At 34.8% G+C, this 19316-nt stretch carries 17 protein-coding genes, 2 pseudogenes and 1 riboswitch; of the genes and pseudogenes, 11 read left to right on the forward strand and 8 right to left on the reverse strand.

The window, feature by feature from the left end:
- Complete coding sequence (locus RHP56_RS10220) at positions 1-963, forward strand: cation:proton antiporter (RefSeq protein WP_010277818.1); 963 nt, start codon at positions 1-3, stop codon at positions 961-963.
- Positions 964-1043: 80 nt separating this feature from the next.
- Here the strand turns inward: RHP56_RS10220 and RHP56_RS10225 are convergent, their stop codons facing one another.
- A complete protein-coding gene (locus RHP56_RS10225; RefSeq protein WP_096639632.1) occupies positions 1044-1724 on the reverse strand; it encodes a VIT1/CCC1 transporter family protein in 681 nt (226 codons plus the stop codon).
- A gap of 1 nt (position 1725) precedes the next feature.
- Positions 1726-2400 (reverse strand): VIT1/CCC1 transporter family protein, encoded by a 675-nt coding sequence (locus RHP56_RS10230; RefSeq protein WP_462794748.1) that lies wholly within the window; start codon positions 2398-2400, stop codon positions 1726-1728.
- Positions 2401-2611: 211 nt separating this feature from the next.
- Here RHP56_RS10230 and RHP56_RS10235 point away from each other — a divergent pair.
- The 4 genes and pseudogenes from RHP56_RS10235 (at position 2612) to RHP56_RS10250 (ending at position 4961) form a co-directional block, all read left to right on the forward strand.
- Positions 2612-3060: pseudogene (locus tag RHP56_RS10235) on the forward strand (cupin domain-containing protein).
- Between the two features lie 569 nt (positions 3061-3629).
- A complete protein-coding gene (locus tag RHP56_RS10240) occupies positions 3630-3776 on the forward strand; it encodes a helix-turn-helix domain-containing protein (protein ID WP_014333927.1) in 147 nt (48 codons plus the stop codon).
- A 601-nt stretch (positions 3777-4377) separates the two neighbouring features.
- On the forward strand, positions 4378-4782 hold the full coding sequence (gene arsC / locus RHP56_RS10245; protein ID WP_014333928.1) for an arsenate reductase (thioredoxin): 405 nt from the start codon (positions 4378-4380) through the stop codon (positions 4780-4782).
- A gap of 53 nt (positions 4783-4835) precedes the next feature.
- Positions 4836-4961, forward strand: a complete 126-nt coding sequence (locus RHP56_RS10250; protein ID WP_014333929.1) for a hypothetical protein — start codon at positions 4836-4838, stop codon at positions 4959-4961.
- A gap of 639 nt (positions 4962-5600) precedes the next feature.
- Here RHP56_RS10250 and RHP56_RS10255 read toward each other — a convergent pair.
- From RHP56_RS10255 to RHP56_RS10265, 3 genes are all read right to left on the reverse strand, one after another.
- Positions 5601-5978, reverse strand: a complete 378-nt coding sequence (locus RHP56_RS10255) for a hypothetical protein (protein WP_014333931.1) — start codon at positions 5976-5978, stop codon at positions 5601-5603.
- 2 nt (positions 5979-5980) lie between these two features.
- The gene (locus tag RHP56_RS10260; protein ID WP_014333932.1) at positions 5981-6814 is read right to left on the reverse strand and encodes a ParA family protein; all 834 of its coding nucleotides are present in this window, start codon (positions 6812-6814) and stop codon (positions 5981-5983) included.
- A gap of 1222 nt (positions 6815-8036) precedes the next feature.
- Positions 8037-8354, reverse strand: a complete 318-nt coding sequence (locus RHP56_RS10265) for an ImmA/IrrE family metallo-endopeptidase (RefSeq protein WP_014333933.1) — start codon at positions 8352-8354, stop codon at positions 8037-8039.
- A gap of 297 nt (positions 8355-8651) precedes the next feature.
- Positions 8652-8795, reverse strand: a riboswitch (FMN riboswitch).
- A gap of 277 nt (positions 8796-9072) precedes the next feature.
- Here RHP56_RS10265 and RHP56_RS10270 point away from each other — a divergent pair.
- Entirely contained in the window at positions 9073-10605 is a 1533-nt protein-coding gene (locus RHP56_RS10270) for a multicopper oxidase family protein (protein WP_014333934.1), read from the forward strand.
- A gap of 197 nt (positions 10606-10802) precedes the next feature.
- Here the strand turns inward: RHP56_RS10270 and RHP56_RS10275 are convergent, their stop codons facing one another.
- Entirely contained in the window at positions 10803-11249 is a 447-nt protein-coding gene (locus tag RHP56_RS10275; RefSeq protein WP_224133472.1) for a hypothetical protein, read from the reverse strand.
- A gap of 94 nt (positions 11250-11343) precedes the next feature.
- Between RHP56_RS10275 and RHP56_RS10280 the strand changes: the two genes are divergently transcribed.
- Both RHP56_RS10280 and RHP56_RS10285 read left to right on the forward strand, forming a co-directional pair.
- The gene (locus RHP56_RS10280; RefSeq protein WP_014333936.1) at positions 11344-11586 is read left to right on the forward strand and encodes a transposase; all 243 of its coding nucleotides are present in this window, start codon (positions 11344-11346) and stop codon (positions 11584-11586) included.
- Positions 11587-11631: 45 nt separating this feature from the next.
- Positions 11632-12435, forward strand: coding sequence for an IS3 family transposase (locus RHP56_RS10285; RefSeq protein ID WP_157755811.1), 804 nt, complete (start codon positions 11632-11634; stop codon positions 12433-12435).
- Positions 12436-12443: 8 nt separating this feature from the next.
- Here RHP56_RS10285 and RHP56_RS10290 read toward each other — a convergent pair.
- Positions 12444-12758, reverse strand: a pseudogene (locus tag RHP56_RS10290) (plasmid recombination protein); the annotation flags it as partial.
- Between the two features lie 696 nt (positions 12759-13454).
- Between RHP56_RS10290 and RHP56_RS10295 the strand changes: the two are divergent.
- Positions 13455-14789, forward strand: a complete 1335-nt coding sequence (locus RHP56_RS10295) for an FAD-dependent oxidoreductase (RefSeq protein WP_014333939.1) — start codon at positions 13455-13457, stop codon at positions 14787-14789.
- Positions 14790-15300: 511 nt separating this feature from the next.
- Positions 15301-15669, forward strand: coding sequence for a large conductance mechanosensitive channel protein MscL (gene mscL / locus RHP56_RS10300; RefSeq protein ID WP_013102133.1), 369 nt, complete (start codon positions 15301-15303; stop codon positions 15667-15669).
- A gap of 333 nt (positions 15670-16002) precedes the next feature.
- Here mscL and RHP56_RS10305 read toward each other — a convergent pair whose 3' ends face one another.
- Complete coding sequence (locus tag RHP56_RS10305; protein WP_257999884.1) at positions 16003-16155, reverse strand: hypothetical protein; 153 nt, start codon at positions 16153-16155, stop codon at positions 16003-16005.
- A 1255-nt stretch (positions 16156-17410) separates the two neighbouring features.
- Between RHP56_RS10305 and RHP56_RS10310 the strand changes: the two genes are divergently transcribed.
- Positions 17411-19261, forward strand: coding sequence for a heavy metal translocating P-type ATPase (locus tag RHP56_RS10310; protein WP_258984623.1), 1851 nt, complete (start codon positions 17411-17413; stop codon positions 19259-19261).
- Positions 19262-19316 lie beyond the last annotated feature (55 nt).

The following is a 19316-nucleotide window of genomic DNA, read 5'->3' on the forward strand; positions in this document are numbered from 1 at the left end:
ATGGAATATCTATTAATCATGTTCTTAGTCATAGTTACTATTTTTCTGGGAAAGGTAGGCACCTGGTTTGGTTTTTCTGAAGTTGTTGGGCAACTATTTTCAGGTATCATTTTAGGATCCAGCATATTTAATATAGTACAGTCAAGTAATTTAATCCACTTGATAGCTGAGATAGGTATTTTTTTACTGATGTTAAATTCGGGACTAGAGTCGGATTTAAAGGAAATGAAAAGATACATTAAAGCATCGTCACTCATTGCAGTTATGGGGGTACTACTACCCTTAATTACTTTTCCGATTGCATTTTTATTGCTTGGATATAATATACAGACTTCCATATTTGCCGGTGTTGTGTTCTCTGCAACTTCAATATCTATAACGTTAGCTGTACTATCGGAACAAAAAAAATTAGCCACTGCAATAGGAGCAATCATACTTTCGGCGGCTGTAATAGATGACATAATTGCTTTGTTTGCGGTGACTTTATTTTCTGTTTTAGTAGGTGGAGGTGCACTGGGGATAAACAGTATTTTACCATTACTCGCTTTTGCGTTAGGTATACTACTCAGGAAGTATAATTTTTCTGATAAAATTGGTGTTATCAGTACGAAAATGGGTAATTCTTTCTTTTACCCTGTATTTTTCGGGTCCATCGGTCTTGAAATCGTAATCCAGGGACTGGGAGATAAGATAACAGCTATTATAATTTTTAGTATTTTAGCTATTGTCACAAAATTTGTTGGCTCGTTATGGGGAGCAAAAATTTCTGGTCTAGATACCAGAGTTTCAAGTGCAATTGGGGCAGGCATGATTTCTAGAGGTGAGATGGCCCTTGTGATTATTCAAATAGGTATATCATCACATATTATTGATGATTATACTTCAGCGGAGTTTATTGTTGCTGTCATCGTTTCAACAATAGTAGCTCCGATAATCATGAAACCACTGTTCAAAAAGATTTGATATTACAATTATAAAAGTTGCTATATTAGCAGATGGCTGATTGGTTTCTGTCAGGTTATGCGTTATAAAATTTCATTTTGCTACTTAAATAGGGTTCCAAGCCAATAAGTGAAGGCCATTGTGAGCACTCCTGTGAATATGTTGCGCAAAATAGCTGGACTTATTGGTGCTCGTCCCGCCCAAGCGCTTAGCCAACCAGTTAAAAAAAGTGCCCAAAGCGTTGCCAAAATTGTTCCTATAACTTTCAGATTGTCGGGTAGTAATATCACGGATAGTAATGGCCAGATACCACCAGATATTGAGGCAATAAATGATGATACTAAGGCATGTGCAGGGCTTAAATACTTTCCAACTACAATACCGTACTTAATTTGTACATAGTGTTTCAAAGCATCATTTGTCATCAGGTCATCCGCCACACGTGCGGCTAATTTAGGATCAGCACCCCGTTGTTCATAATATATAGCAATTTCATCATGCACAATTGTAGGTTGGGTGGCCAAAAGGGTCTCAGCTTTTGCAACCACTGCTTTTTCTGTATCTTTTTGTGACGAAACCGAAACAAACTCCCCTGACGCCATAGAAAAAGCAACAGCGAGCATTTCAGCAATACCAGCTACAAAGACGACTGTATTATTGGTAGTCGCACCAGTAATACCGAGGATGACACCAGCGCCACCAATAATACCGTCATTGGCACCTAACACTCCAGCACGAATAATATTTAATTTTTCTGATAAAGTCAATTTTTTGTATTCCATATTACGCAGCCATTAATAAGCCAATTAAGTATGTCACGGACATTGTTAATAGCCCCATCAGTACGTTTCGTAAAATCATTGTTTTTTTTGGTGTATTTCCATACACGGCTGAGAAATAGCCGGTTAAAACCAAGGCGAAAATTACAAAAATAAGAGTTATGACGACACGGTATGTCATCGGGACAAAGATCATACCGACCATTGGCAAGATGGCACCGAGGGGGAAAGCCATCATTGAAGCAATAGCAGCTTCAGCTGGCGAGATAAAATCATCCTCATTTATGCCATAGCGTGCGTGTAAGGTTTCTCCTAATGCATCTTTTTGCATGCTTTGTTGCGCAAGTAACCGTGCATCTTCCTCACTGATGCCATCTGTTTGATAGTGTTGTATCAGAAATTGAGCTTCTTGTGAAAAATTATTAACTAGCGCACTTCTTTGTTCGTCTTTAGCTGAACGCTCTGAATCTAATTGTGAATTTACGGATACATACTCACCTGTGGCCATTGAAAAAGTACCGGCGATTGTTGCTGTCAGGCCAGCCAGAAAAATTGTCCAAGTATTCATTGAGGCCCCATAAACACCAAAAACAACGCCAGCAATTGAAATAATACCGTCGTTCGCTCCCATCACAATGGCACGTAGAATATTTATTTTTTTACTAATTTGTATATTCATGTGTAAATTATAACATTTTATTTTACGGTTAATTACAAGAATTAAATGAACATTACAAATTACTGCAAAACATGCCGTGGTGATACACAGTTGATTATTTTCATTGATCTTATACTGATCAAATAAGTGGTTTGGTCTCATTATTTGACGCCCACTAATTAAGTATAAGATCATGTATTTGTGCTATAATGAGCAAAGAAGGAATTAAATAATGACTAACAATGAGATGAAGTTGAAAGATTACGGACCACATTCATTTGCTGTTGACCTTAATGAGGTGGCTAAAAAAATGTTAATTATCGCACAACCTTGTGGACAGGAGATCATTTTCAAGTTACTTTAATGGCAATTCCACCTAATGGTGGTGATATTGGAATGGAAATTCATCATGGTAATGACCAGTCTATTTATTTATTTGAAGGTGTCGGACATATTCAGATGGGAAAAGATAGAGAGAAATTGACTATTGATAAGGATATTACTCCTGGTGCGGCCATTATTATTCCTGATAATACTTGGCACAATGTTATCAATGTTGGTGATTAGGTTATGAAGTGCTACTCTATCTATTCACCAGTTAAGCATGAACACGGTGTTACAGAATCGACCAAGGAAGAAGCTATCATTCAAGAAGGGGAGCTTGAAGGCTCTGATGAGTAATTTAACAAAGCATACATTTGTTTGACAAAAGCGCATAAGCGCTTTTTTTTGCAGTGAATGAGGAGAAATGATGAAAAAAGTAAGGAAGATACAAATTTTAGGAATGTTAGCTTGATAATATTGAATTGTCGGCGATACTTTATGATCAGAAATCAATAAATTGAACTACTTTTGTTCAGTTGCTTAGGCAACATTTGAAATTTTGAGGTAAGGTTGCAATTATAAAAATTAGTATACCACCCGATGGCTGCTTGGAATTCAGTTGATGTTTGGTATTCTTTCAATATACCTCCTCCATATGTCCATTGTCGTATGTGTGCCATTGCTGCGAGCATGAATGTTTCGATCCAGGCTTTTGACATTTAGTATTAAATTCAGCACTTGTGTATTGTGATCCAATATCTTAATGAATAATCAATAGCTTTTGATGTTTATCGAGATCTATCTGTTTGCCACACACCACTAAAATCAGTGAGGTTTTATGGTTATCGTCATATTTCTATGCTCTTATACTAAAAAAATGGACTATTTTTATTCAGTTCGTAAAATAAAAGTATAGGCATATTTTTATGTCAATTCATTATTCACAAGATTTCAAAGATTCATTAGTTAAACTACACCAAGAAGGCCGTTCACTTAAATCATTAGCAGAAGAATTTGGACCGTCAAAAGATTCTATTGCTATTTGGGTTAAACAAGCTACACCCCAGTCATGACCAAGGGTCAGTCAAAGACGTTAAAAGACGTCAAGCAATTAGAGAAACGCCTCGCTATTTTGGAGGAAGAAAACGAAATTTTATCACGCCTAGCCTGATAAGTATTGAGCGCGACCATCTGACTAGAAAAAAAATTCCGTGATGTAAGATTGCCGCTCATCAACCAATTTTTAGCACAAGGTTACGCGCTTGTGAGTATTTTAAGTACACTTAAAATCAAACCTAGTACCTACTATAACTGGCGCCATTGGCAGCCCAGTCGACAAGAAAAGCGTAGAGAATCCCTAAAACCTTAAATTTTAGATGTTTGGAAAACCTTTAAATTTTATGGCTACCGTCGTTTGAAGGCATACCAAACATTAACTGAAGTCCAAGCAGCCATTGGTTAGTATATCAATTTTTATAATCGCAATCGTATCTCAAATGGCGCCTAATTAACTGAATAAAAATAGTCCCATTTATTGACTTCTGAGCATAACAGCTGATAAGCGAATTCCAATGACTAGTATTATTGGATCTTTTGTGTATACTTTTTATAAGAATCAGTTTATTAAAATAGGAATATTTTAAAAATGGTGAAGAAAGAGATGGGCAGATTCAAATGAAAAAAGTTTATTTTTTGTGTACGGGAAATTCGTGCCGTAGTCAAATGGCAGAAGGATATGCCAAACAAATATTGCCAGCTAATAATTTTAAAATTGAAAGTGCGGGAGTTGAATCTCATGGGCTAAACCCAATGGTAATCAAAGTTATGGCTGAAGATGGAGTTGATATTAGTAAACAGTATTCAAAATTAATTGATTTACAATATTTTAATACGGCAGATGTCATTATTACTTTATGTGGTGATGCGAAAGATAAGTGCCCAATGATTCCAGCACAAACTAAAAGCCTGCACTGGCCTTTATCGGATCCAGCACAAACAAAGGGAACTATTGAGGAACAACTACAAGAATTCAGGAATATTCGAGATCAAATTAAAGCATTAATTACCGAATTAAAATAGTATACAGTAAAATTGGAGTGCATGGAAATATATTCAATGATAAAAAGGAAAAAATGTTCAAAAAAATTTCAACGTTTATTAGTATAAGAGCAGAACAATATGCTGCGATTAAATTTGTTGGTTATTTGTCAACAAATGATGAAGCCGGGTTCGTAGAAATTTTATCTAATTTAGAATAAAAAAAAAACAGTGATTACTAAATAAAGTGATTACTAAATAAAGTGATTACTGCTTTTTTTTTGTGTATAATATCATGTTATAATAATAAGTGGTTGTTTGGTGGTAGCCGCTGAAAGGTGGTGGTGCTTATGGTTTATCTGTATGTGCCTCTGTCTAGAAGGGTGGCACAATGTCAGGTTACGAAGTAGCTATGATTGTGTTAGGCTCATTGAGTTTAATGCTATCAGGTTTGGCATTTGTTGTTGTATTGATTAGGAACATTAAAAAATAATCAATAAAAAACAACCACATGAATTTAGCCGTTCTCGGGTTGTTTCTTTGTTGAAATGAATTAAGGCGGTTATCTAATGACGACCATGGGGCTAGTTTGAGCTAGCCCTTTTTATTTATACTTATATTATACCAGATGACAAGCATTTCTGCACATTGTTGCTTAACACTATCAGTAAACACTATTATGGAACATTCAGATGAAAATTATTAGGCCAATTCAAGTTAATATAACGTGTCTTACCCAAAGTTGCCGTTATAGCAACCGTTCTCGCTCGTTGCGAAATTACCCTTGTGAATTTTGATCTCCTGCCCTTTTTCGACAGTTTACGAAGTCAATTTTAGGCTTTTTTAAAAATCTATACCAATTATGAATTTTGTCTTTTTTCCTTAGCTGTGTATGTTTTCATGTACATATCAAGCATTGTTTTTTGTTCAGAATCTAGCACTGTTTCTAACTTATCCAACATATTGATGATTAGATCATCTTGGGTATCAAAATTTAAAGTATTCTGTAATGCGTTAATTCTATTGACGGTGTGGCGTTGTATGCGAATAGTGCTGTATGTTTTGTTTTTTCTTGGTCTACCGATTTTAGGGTTTGGTGTTGTATTATAAGGCTTTGGTGTATTTTCAAGAGTTGCTGTAGTTGAAAAAGTTTTTTTAGGCTCTGATATGTGTGTTTCCTCCACCTTTTTAAAAGATTTTTTACGGTTGGGATCCTTATTGAACTCTAGTTTTGCCATAATTAATTTTGGTGTGTCCTTTCTATAATTTCATCTGTTAAATCAGAATAAATACGGTGAACTTTAATATCGTGAAAATCATTTTGCGCTGTCATCTGTTGTTCGGAGATGCCTTGACGATCATATCGTTTTAATCTTTCCATATGTTTTATGATGACATTAAACAGTGTTTCTTCACCAAATATTTTCTTTGCGTCATCTATGATTTGGTTATCTAATCCGACATTGTTTTTTAGTAATACTGGTAGAATACCCGCAATGTCAAAATCAACATCTTTATATGTGTTGTAGAAAGTTTGTAAATACTCCCAGAATGCTTCTGCTCCGTCTAAAGAACGTTGTTGTGTCTGTAAAACAATGATGACATAATCAGATGAATATAGAGCTGTGTCAGTATAAATTGATAATGTTGGTGGTACATCAAATATAATGTAGTCGAAATCGTCTTCAATTTTAGAAAGTTGATCTTGAAAAAAACTAATTCTTTTCTTTTTATAATCTGGTTTGTTTGGTAAGAATTTAAGTTCTAGAAAGTCAGGATAATTAACAAAATCTTTGTGCGAAGGCAAAAGATATAAATTGTCCATTATTTCAACTAACGAATTTTTTATAGTATTTTCTTGAAGTGCAACCATCATGGTGTTTTCAATTGGTAATTCTATACCGTTTTGAAGTCCGTATGTTCTACGTAATAATTGTGTTGAATTTGCTTGTGGATCTAAGTCACATACTAAAGTCTTGTATCCCTTTTTGGCCAATTCGTATGCTACCATTACTGAATTGGTAGTCTTACCAACTCCACCTTTAAAGTTTCCAAATAACAATTTTGTAGTCATAAATATTTATCTCCTCAAGAAATTAAGTTATTTTTAAAAACATTACTATTTGACTATTTGACTATTTGACTATTTGACTATATTTCTATTATACTATTGTACTACATAAAGTATGTGTAGTAAACGCTTGTTAATCAATATTTAAAGTTTTACTTAACACTATAGTACTACTGTACTACATTACTATATTACTATAATACTATTTTACTACAAAAAGTATGCAAAAAAATACTACAAATTCAAAAGTGGTTGTTGACAATAAATTTCAAAACATTTAATATCAACGGTATAGATTTAAAGATTATTTTTAATTACCAAAAATAAATTTTTGCATAAAGAAAAGCCACCAAGAACGCCAATTCTTGATAGCTACATACATCTTTTGTATTTGATTAATGTAGTTATATTATACAACACACCCTTTGTGTTGTAAATGTGGGTGATTTCAAAAAGAGTGAAGCCAAACACTTTAAGGGGTATGGTTGATATGACAGGTAGGGGGTAGTTGTGTTTCTTGCAACTAGGTAGAGCCAAAATGCTATATCAGGTATACGAAAAAATAGACAAGTGCCATTTTCCCAGACACTACTGTACAAAAATATGTGGGTGCTACACAAACAATCCATACTGGGCGTGTAGTAGGGTGAGAGCGACCATTAACGGCTCGGCAGGTAAAACGGTGTTCAAGGACACAGAGCTTGTAATTAAGCTGTATCGTGACAAAGAGAATAAGTATAGTGATACAGCGCCAATAAGGGCGTTTTTTTATTGGTTCAATGACTAATTAATTGATTAAAGCAAGTGGGTAAAACCAAAGCTTGTATGGATAAGGTGACGGACGACTGAACGATCGGTCAAGTGTTTGTTTGATTAAAGTTTTTTTCTTCCTAAAAACAAGGGAAAAACTATCTTCGGCTCTAAACTTCCCTCACTCTCAATCAAGCATTTGTGACTTGCTTGTGTCAACAATTTCCTTTAGTTTTCTCTATTGATTTAGATTTAAAGACAATAAAAAAAAGCCACAATCATAATAATAACCACGGGCGAGCTTAACTGTTGTGGTGGCGGTTGGCTGTTGCGCGGTTTCCGTGTTTGGTGGCAGATTTTTAGAATGATTTAAGATATATTTTTTGATCATCCATATATTTTGTTGTTATGCTGTTGGCATATATGAATGGATTTTGAATGATTTTATCTTCTTCACAACAATCTATATTATTTTTCATGTAGTAGTATTTGAGATAGTTTTTATACGATTTTTTAAGGCTTCATGGCTGATTTCAAATTCTTTGCAGGTTTGATTAAATTTAAAACCATTATTTATGTATTGATTCAAAGCATTATCATTGATTAAAAGTTGACTAGCTAATGTATTGGCTTCTTGTTCTTTGATTGTATCTTCTGCTGAATAATCATTGCCTATAATTAAAGATGAATAGGTTTCGTTTTTTGTATTACTGTGTAGTTGAATGTGTGATAATTCGTGCAGAATTGTAAAATGTTGTCTGCTTGCAATTGAAGTATCATTATAATAGACCATGGATAAATATTTGTTGATAATTGTTAAAGGTAGATTGTAAAATTAAACCGAACACTTGAATAAAAAAGCCGCAGCGCCTTTAATGGTAATTGTCTAAAACAACCATAAAGGAACTGCGACTCATGACTAGTTTATCATCTCAAGAACGCACTGTCATTCAAACTTTACTCGAATTGAATTATTCTGTTCGGGAACAAAAACCCCGATATGCTTAAAAGCACATCGGGGTCTATTTTTTAGATTAATTTAAAAAAGCCAGCAAAAGGCGCAAATTATGCGCTCAAAAACTAGTTATTTTTAAATCTTCTCCCATCCAGACTTTAACTGTCGGTCACAGATTTTCACTGTGTCAGCTATGTAAAATTACATAGGTCACGGACTTACGCATTTAATAATACGATTACCGTCGGTCGGGAATTACACCCTGCCCCGAAGATTATTTATTAATAAAGTTAATGCTAACGTTAAAATCTTATTTTGTCAAATATTAACTTCTTTTGTAAACAACGGTTAGAGTCAAATTAAATCACTTAATTCTTCAATATATCGACTATGAGCGTAACATGATTAAATAGTTAAGATAATTACACTCTTCAGAATGCTAATATTATTCATAATTACTAAAAAGTGCTAGAATTTGAGATGAGGAGTGATCATTCATATCTTGTAATTTCAATTTTCAGTAAGTACACTACTAAAAATATAGAGGAAAATTAAAATGGAACAGTCCAATAAAAAATATTTCTTTGATGAGCCAGCTTTTGATCTACATGATGGCGGATATGTACCTCTCATAGTAAATAATGCCCCGGAAATGCCTTTAAATATACCACCTATTTTAAAAGCAGATAGAGAGTCTAACAATGATATCTACTATACCGTCACTGCAAAATCAGGGAAATCGCAAATATTGCCAGGGGAAAAGACACAGACATGGGGTTATAATGCTAATTTTTTAGGTAAGACTATTATATTTCACCGCGGTCAAAAAAATCATATCACTTTGAAGAATGACCTGCCAGAATTAACTACTTTTCATTGGCATGGAGCTGATGTTAGTGGCCCTTATGTTGATGGGGGTTGTCACGCGCCTGTTTACCCAGGGGAAATCAAACATATTAATTTTACGTTGAATCAGCCCGCTGCGACATTATGGTTGCATGCTCACCCGTGTCCATCCACAGCAGAACAGGTGTGGCAAGGATTAGCTACAATGGTTATTGTTCAAGATGAGCATGAATCTCAATTATCAATACCAAGAAATTATGGAGTAGATGATATTCCAATTATTTTACAAGATAGACATTTTCACAAAGATAATCAGTTTGATTATCGTGCCGATTATGATCCTGATGGTGTTGCAGGTCCCACGGCTGTTATCAATGGAACAGTCAACCCATACTTCGATGTCACAACGCAAAAAATAAGGTTACGTTTTTTAAATGGTGCTAACCGTCGGGAATGGCGTTTGCATTTTTCCGATGATTTGCCATTTGATCAGATTGCGGGGGATTGTTCTCTATTACCCAAGCCAATCAAGCTGACAGGTTTAATGTTGAGCTGTGCTGAACGTGCAGAAGTCATTATTGATTTTAGCCAATATCATGAAGGTGATGAGGTAACCTTATATACTGATCAAGTGCCACTATTAAAGTTCCGCATTCACAATTTCGCAAAAGATACTACAAAAATTCCCGATCATTTAATTAATTTAAAGAAACCGACAGTTGAAACGTCATTACCCATTCGACATGTCGTCATGCAAGGAATGGATGAAAGTGTTGCCATAGATGACAAGAAATTTGCTATGGAACGCATTGATGCCGAGCAAATAGTTGGAGAGTATCAGTATTGGGATGTCACGAATAGTAACGAAAAACCGGGAATGGTTCACCCATTTCACATACACGGCACTCGCTTTTTAGTACTAACACGTAATGGAAAAGATCCATATCCAAATGAGAACGGTTTCAAAGACACCATTGGAGTTAACCCAGGGGAAACTGTTCGAATACTAGTTAAGTTTGATTTACCTGGTATTTATATGTATCATTGCCATATTTTAGAACATGAAGATGGTGGTATGATGGCACAAATAGAGATAGTAGATCCAAAAAAGCCGCATCAGAAGTATCAGTTAATGGATATGAATACGTTAATGAACGCGTTAGCTGAGGAGCGTGGTATTGAGTTATCTAATCTTTGGATGGCAGGTATGGAGTCGTACGAAAAAATGGGAATGAAAATGTAAGATTTTGCTAGAATACTTCCGATGAAAAATGGTTGATCAATCATATTCGCTGTTAGACTATTGGTATGTTAAGATTAAGGGAACAACATATTTTAAAAAAAACATCACTTTAACTACACTACAGTTAAAGTGATGTTTTGTTTTAAAGTCTATTTCAAAGCTATAAAGTATTTTATATTTTTCTGAAATAGTACATATTAGAGTGTTAATATATCGCCATCTTTTGGTATTTCTAACTTGCTTTCAAAACCATTTTTTTCTGCCATAGCAGCTAACTCCGTTCCTGAAGTAGTCCAGTGGTTGACAGCTTCCATGTGACTTGCAATAAGAAGTGATTGGGGGAGAGTCTCATGAATTTTAAACACATCTTGGGCATTAAGAATCAAGCGACCAACTGAAAATCCGTTTCCTCCTGAATTCATAACGACAATATCTGGTTTCAAGTCCTCAAGATTATTTTCTAGACTGTCAAACCATATTGTGTCACCGGTAAATAAAATTGATTTTTCAGAGGGTGTGCTCAAATAGAATCCCATGGTTTTACTGGTATTAAAATCATTTTCTAACATTTTTTTTACATCACTATTTTCGTAATGTTGTCCAGTTACTTTTGTGAAAGTAATATTGTGAAATTTTGTTTTCATATTCATCACACGCACGTCAGTAAAATCTGCTCTTATACTAAAAAAATGGACTATTTTTATTCAGTCCGTAAAATGAAAGTATAGGAGTATTTTTATGTCAATTCGTTATTCACAAGATTTCAAAGATTCATTGGTTAGACTTCACCAAGAAGGCCGTTCACTTAAATCATTAGCAGAAGAATTTGGTCCGTCGAAAGATTCTATTGCTATTTGGGTTAAACAAGCTACCCCAATCATGATCAAGGGTCAGTCAAAGACTTTAAAAGACGTCAAGCAACTAGAGAAGCGCCTCGCTATTTTGGAGGAAGAAAACGAAATTTTATCACGCATAGCCTGACAGGCATTGAGCGGCCATCTTACTAGCCAAAAAATAGTCCGTAATGTGGGATTGCCGCTAGTTAACCAATTTTTAGCACAAGGCTACGCGCTTGTGCGTATTTTAAGTGCACTTAAAATCAAACCTAGTACCTATTACAACTGGCGCCATTGGCAGCCCAGTCGACAAGAAAAGCGTAGAGAATCCCTGAAACCTTATATTTTAGACGTTTGGAAAACCTTTAAATTTTATGGTTATCGTCGTATTGCTGCTTATAGTCAACAAACCGACGGTCCGAAAGTATCTGAGTATATGACACTCAAATTGATGCGTGAATTAGGGATTAAATCCCGCATGCAAAAACGTCATCGCAAACCCAAAACTGTTGTGACGGTTGATCAAAAACCCAATCTGATTAGACACTTGCATGATTTGAGCGGTGTTTGGCAAACAGATATCACTTATATTCAGTTGACTAATCACAGATGGGTCTATTTAGCGACCGTTTTGGATCCTGAGAAGAGAAAAGTATTGGACTATAAAATTGGCGATACAATGACAGCCGAGCTAGCCACAAGTGCCTTACAGATGGCGTTAGATAAGCATCGAAAGCCACTCATTATTCATTCAGATATGGGGTCACAATACACGAGTGCTGAGTTTAATATTAAATGCCAAAATTATGGCTTGAAACATTCATATTCACTCAAAGGCCATCCGTACGATAATGGCCGTATGGAAGCGTTTCATTCAATATTGAAGCGTGAAGAGGTGTATCTGAAGGCATACCAAACATTAACTGAAGTCCAAGCAGCCATTGGTTGGTATATCAATTTTTATAATCGAAATCGTATCTCAAATGTTGCCTAAGTAACTGAATAAAAATAGTCCAATTTATTGACTTCTGAGCAAAAAAAGGCGCTCTGTTGCTCGTGGGGCGCTTCTGAGAGTTCTTCAGGTAAAGTGACAATCCAAGTCGCTAACGCCTTCACATCGTCTCTTTTCATGCAATAAACGTCATTTAAACGCTCATTGAAGCGTGAAAGCATATCAGAACCATCTGTCATCAGATCTTGATTCAGGTAAGTTTTCGACACATCAATTTCTTTGTTGGTGTGATGGTCAGTTTTACGTTCAAAATGAACGGCTAAACCAGGCACCGCACCACGCGTATTTTTCTTTAAATGCGCCATCAAAAATGCCTCCTCGAAAAGGTTTTTCCAAGACCAGTATAACACCGTTAAAAATCTGGTATAGCTTGTTATACCAAAATGATATTTTGGACAGGCTCTGCGAGGCGCGTCATCGACAAGCGATGCCAGTAGCGTTTCCCCTTCCTGCTGGGGAAACTGCTATTTTACAGCGCCACTTATCCGGCTTGTAAAACCTCCGGCGGGTCACGCCGTGACAGGGCAATTTATCATTGCATGATCACCTTCAGCGGGAGCATGTCATGCAGAACGCTACCCGCGTTGGGCAAGTTGGCGTCAGCTTAACCACATAAAATACAGTAAAAAAGATGAATCATATATTCAAAAAATGGATGGTTTTTTTGAGTATATGATCATTCTTGTTTACAATTACTTTGATAGTTGCTGGTTGGCTAACGTTCCACAAGGATAGATTATCACCAATGAATGCCTCTTTACGACTATTTGTTATCCAAAAGAAATTTGCGCTAAAATAATTGAATTATCTATAATTGATTGAGGGGGAATCAGATCATGAAAATATCAGAATATTGTTGCAATAATCTTGTACAAAAAAATAACATACAAATTGGGAATTATTTGCAAAGTTATTTCTAAATAAATTTAATTACTTAATTATTTTAGATCCTGATTTGAGATTTGATCACATAGTTAAATTATTGAATAGAAAGGTGCATAATGAAACATTTTAGTAATATTATTATCGGATTTGGAAAAGCGGGTAAAACACTTGCAGGCACACTTGCAAAACATGGTGAAGAAGTATTAGTTATTGAAAAAGACCCCAACATGTATGGTGGTACGTGTATAAATATTGCTTGTTTACCAACTAAAAATATGATTATCAATGCACACCGTGGCATAAGATATGAAGCTGCCTTAAAAAAGAAAAATGATCTAACTGCAAAGCTACGTAATAAAAATTATCATAAGGTGGCTGATTTAAGCGGCGTAACAGTTTTGACAGCTACTGCTGAATTTTTAGATGATCATACACTGCAAGTATCTGATAATTCAGGGCAGGAAACATTGCAAGCAGATCGAATTTTTATTAATACAGGGGCCAGACCAGTTTGGCCTAATATTGATGGATTGCTTAATAGTAAAAAGGTTTATTCATCAACAGATCTACTTGCAAAAGATAAACAATTAAAAGAGTTAGTTATTCTAGGTAGTGGTCCCATTGGATTAGAATTTGCATCAATGTATACACAATTTGGTAGCCATGTAACGATCGTTGATAAGGCACCTAAGATTTTGGGGAAATTTGAACCTGAGGTTGCTCAACAAGCTAAACATGATTTAGAAGAGGATGGGATATCCTTTTTGTTAGAAAGCCATATAACTAATGTAAATGACACGCTAAATGGTGTTACATTAACAATAAGCACACCAGAAGGAATGAAAGAAATACAGGCGGATGGACTACTAGTTGCTACAGGTCGTCGAGCTAATGTGACCGATTTGCACCTAGAACGAACCAGCATTAAAACAGGTAGTCACGGTGAAATTTTAGTCAATGATGTACTAGAAACAAATGCTAAAGATGTCTATGCTTTAGGCGATGTTACTGGTGGACCACAATTCACGTATATTTCATTAGATGATTGGCGCATTATAGCTAATAATTTGTATGGTAATAAGACACGAAGTCGTTTAAATCGACCAGTATTCGCGAACACTATTTTTTTAAATCCGGCTATTAGTAGTGTTGGAAGAACAGAGGAACAGCTCCGTGAGGCAGGCATTGATTATACAGTATTGAAAATATCTGCAGCTAGTGTGCCTAAAGCACAAGTAATTGGTAATCCAAGAGGCATTTATAAAGCATTGATAGATCCACAGAGTCATCAGATTTTGGGTACAACAATTTATGCTGAAGAATCATTTGAAACGATTAATATCATTAGCCTAGCGATGCAGAATCACCTTCCAGCTGAAGCTTTGCGCGATCAAATATACACCCATCCAACAATGACAGAGGCATTAAATGATTTGTTTGATCAAATCTAATAAATCATTTATAACAAATTAAAATAGAGATCCTCAAGGAATAAGTCCTTGAGGATTTTTATATAGAAAAGTTCGTTTTAGCTGCTTCCTCTAGTATAGTTATAGCAAGTAAGTTGGGTCTATTATATGCTCTTCTGCTAGATTTACGGACAGATTTTCTTCTGCCCTGTAAACTAATAGCATAGGAGCATTTTTTAATATGATTCGATACAAAAAAGAATTTAAGCAGTCTCTTGTTAAGATGCACAATCAAGGCCGTTCATATACTGATCTATCTTATACAAAGTGAAAAGCGCTATCCCTACTTACTGTAAGGGTAGCGCTTTTTTTGTTAGTGGTAGTTTGCAGTGTTCGGTTAATTCTTGCAATCTACCATAAGTTAATTGTTTTTTAGCAGAAAAATTAAGTATAGTAATAATGGTAAGCGTTAATCTTGCTAGTTTTATGATTTTTTAAGATAATAATGTAAGGGCGTATGGGCGTTCTAATTAAAATATAAGGGAGATTTTTTATGTGGAAAGAATTTAGAGACTTTGCCTTTAAGGGAAATGTCGTCGATCTAGCAGTGGCTGTCATTATAGGTGGTGCTTTTGGATTAATTGTAAAATCATTGGTTAATGATATTATTATGCCACTTGTGGGTATATTAATTGGAGGGATTGATATTTCTAAGATGGCTGTAAAAGTTGGAACAGCTACTGTAGCCTATGGATCATTCTTACAGACAATTATTAACTTTTTGATTATTGCTTTTTCAATATTTATAATGGTTAAAGTATTTAACAAAGTAAATAAGAAACGTGTTGAAGAAAAAGTTGTTGAAGAAACCAATACAGAAAAATATTTGAAACAAATTACAGAAATTCTTGAGAAAAAATAAATTGCAATTTTTAACATACGTACTGATACCTTATTATTTGGTGTTAGTACTTTTTATTCTTTTGGATAATTAATTTCAATAAAAAAGGCCATTCTGGGGGAATGGCCTTTTTTGAGAGAATAATTGATGAATAAAATTTATGGGAGAGAAGAGAATAGTCATCTAATTGACTATGTATTGAGTATAAAATAGCTAGATTAAATCTAGGCTAAATAATGGATGTAGTTATTATTTATTTTTTTGTTCATCAGAATACCATAGATAGTTTGAAAGTGTATCGGTTATTACACTGATTAAATCGGCTATAATTGAAAACATAAATTGCCTTTCTGTTCAAATCACAAATTCTTTGTTTTTAAGTAATTCGTCCTGTTTCTTGCCAATGGCATAGGTGTAAATTGCCATTAAGACTTTTTTCTTGTCGCGATCTTTTTCGTTTAAAGCATTATCCATTAATACTTGTAAGTTTGTTTTTTCAGCTTCCAAAAAAACTTTTCAAAAATATTTTTATCAGCCATAATTTAAGCTCCCTGTTGTCTTTAAATTAGTATCTAATCTAATTATACTAATAAGCAAAATAATCCGTCAGCAAAACGAATAAAATGAGTTTAATGCGCACTTACACATAGAAAATTCTATGGTAGTCCGTATGACCTATTTTTTAGGTCAATGCGCACTTACACTCCACCAAGAAACTGGTTGATTAATTGCTAGAAAGCAGTGTGTCAGAAGTCGCTATAGGCGACAACTTAAAAACTATCAAAAATTCTTGTTGCGAGCATACTATGTGTGGCCACACATGAGGTGAAAACATATCAATATTGATATGCTTTTGTTTGGGAAATTCCCAATCCCTTTTTGAATTAAAATCAATTTTGATAAGCGGACGGTTGATGAACGAAAAATACTAACAAACAAAACGGACGCTATAAAAGTAACCTTAGAAGAAAATTATTGAAATAGTCAACAAAAATTAAATCTGTTATATTAGTTACCGAGGCGTTAAGATTAAGCGCCGTGAAGGGAGGTGGGTCTCCTTGATACTATTAGTTAATGAATTGCAACTGCTCAACGCTGCATTATGGCAAATTTTTGTTGGCATAACGTTAATCTGGTTGCAAAAGTATTTCGACGATCGTCGTTAATGCATGTGCCTCGTCCTGCCAGACGGGGTTTTTTTGTAAAATAAAAGCTCGTCGCCTGCCAGCGATGAGCTCGAAAGGATTGGAATCTCCAAACCTATTAGTTAATGTACATATATTATAACGTAATTAGTTTGTTTTATGCAATTAACAGATATTTTAAGTCTTAATTTCAGTAATTTATAGTGTATGGTGATAGGTTTAAAATGGAAAATAGTTATGTATTATTTTTGTGCTTGTTCTAGGCGATCAACATCATTTGCTAGATCAAGGATATAATTTTCTTGCGATTTTCTGCCCCATATGAAGCCTACTAAAAATAAGCAAACCTTAGCTATAACTACAACTATAGCCGTAGTTATAGCTAATGAGCTTAACCAAAATCAATTTGATTCAACATAGTCTCACGGCTGGCTTGATCTAAACCAAGGTAAGCCAGTGTCATGGCCGCACTAGAATGATTCAATAAGTGCATGACTAAGCCAATATTATAATATTTTTACTTATTTAGAACTATTTCATAAACTTGATGGACGTCAAGTTTATATCTCCCAAAAGTTAATACACTTTAGTTGAACTAAAATTAAGGGAGAAATCATATGCAACATAATATTCTTAAATATAAAAATAAAATTATGAGTATCACTGGCTTACTCATTGCCTTAGGACTAATTTCACACTTTATTTTTGCCAATACAATAATTTTTAATAGTGCTTTTATTATAGCTTCAATATTAGGCGCTATCCCCATTTCTTTACAGGCTTATCAGGCTATGAAAGTAAAAGTAGTAAGTATTGATGTTTTAGTAACGATAGCGGTCATTGGTGCTCTCTTTATTCAAAATTATGAAGAATCAGCAATTGTTACTTTTTTATTTTTATTTGGATCATATTTAGAACAACGAACACTTAACCAAACACGATCAGCTATTAAAGAGTTGACGGAAATGGCTCCAGAAACTGCTTTTAAGCAATTGACAGGGGGACAATTTGCAGAAGTAGATATTGATGAAGTAGAAGAAGGGGATATTCTCCTAGTAAAGACTGGTGCCAAGATTCCCGTAGATGGTAGGGTAACTACTGGAAAAGGATATGTAAATGAGGCTAATATCACAGGCGAATCTTTACCTTTAAAGAAAGAAAAAGACGATGAAGTATTTGCCGGTACTATTATGGACAATGGTACTATTCAAATAGTGGCTGATAGAGTAGGGGAAGATTCTACATTTGGAAAAATTATTGAGTTGGTAGAAGAAGCACAGGATTCTAAATCAGAAGCAGAACGATTCATTGACCAGTTTTCTCGCTGGTATACACCTGCAGTACTTACAATTGGGCTGTTGGTTTGGGTATTAACCAAAGATACAGAACTTGCGATTACTGTATTAGTACTTGGTTGCCCAGGAGCCTTGGTAATTGGTGTACCTGTTTCAAATGTTGCGGGGATAGGAAATGGCGCAAAAAATGGTATTTTATTTAAAGGTTCTGAAGTGATTAGTCATTTTGCCAATGCAGATACAGTGTTATTCGATAAAACAGGTACCTTAACTGAAGGAAAGCCTGAAGTGAGCGATATTATTTATTATGGAAATAATCAGGAGGAGGATTTATCTCTATTGCTTTCAGTTGAAAGTGAGTCTGATCATCCATTAGCTGTCGCTATTGTAAATAAATTAGCACAATATAAAGTAAGGCCTATAGAAAATACACAGGTTGTAAAAGGTGGGGGCGTAATTGCTCACGTAGATGGGCACATTGTTTCAGTAGGGAATAAAACCTTAATGAAACAAGAAAGTATACCGCTATCTGATGATGTTCTTAAAAAATTGAATAAATTAGAAAGAACCGGTAATTCAATTGTATTAACGGCAGTTGATCATAAGTTAATCATGTTAATGGGTATCCGCGACAAAGTTCGACCAGGTGTTAAGCAGGACTTACAAAAATTAAAATCACTTGGTATTAAAAATCTCATTGTATTATCAGGTGATAACCAAGGTACAGTTAATTCAGTTAAAAAGGAACTAGGTTTAACCGAAGCCCATGGTGATATGCTACCAGAGGACAAGCAAGCATTTCTAAAAAGACGACAGGACTCAGGTGAAATAGTTGTTTTTATCGGTGACGGCGTTAATGACAGTCCCTCTCTGGCTACTGCAGAGGTAGGTATAGCTATGGGGAATGGAACAGATGTCGCAATTGAAAGTTCAGATATTGTCTTAATGAATTCTAACTTTAACCGCCTTCCTCATGCTTTAGGCCTAGCAAAAGGAACATATGCGAATATGCGACAAAATATTCTAATTGCTGTTGGAGTCGTAATAATACTATTGGTTAGTTTAATATTTAGTGAATGGATGTCCATGTCAATTGGGATGTTGGTTCATGAGGCCAGTATTTTAGTAGTTATTTTAAATGCAATGAGATTAAGAGGTTATCAATTAAGATAATTGATCTATATCAAGTATTTTAAAAAGAATGGCCTATATAATTTATTTAAAGGAG

Source organism: Leuconostoc sp. C5 (genome assembly GCF_056530425.1).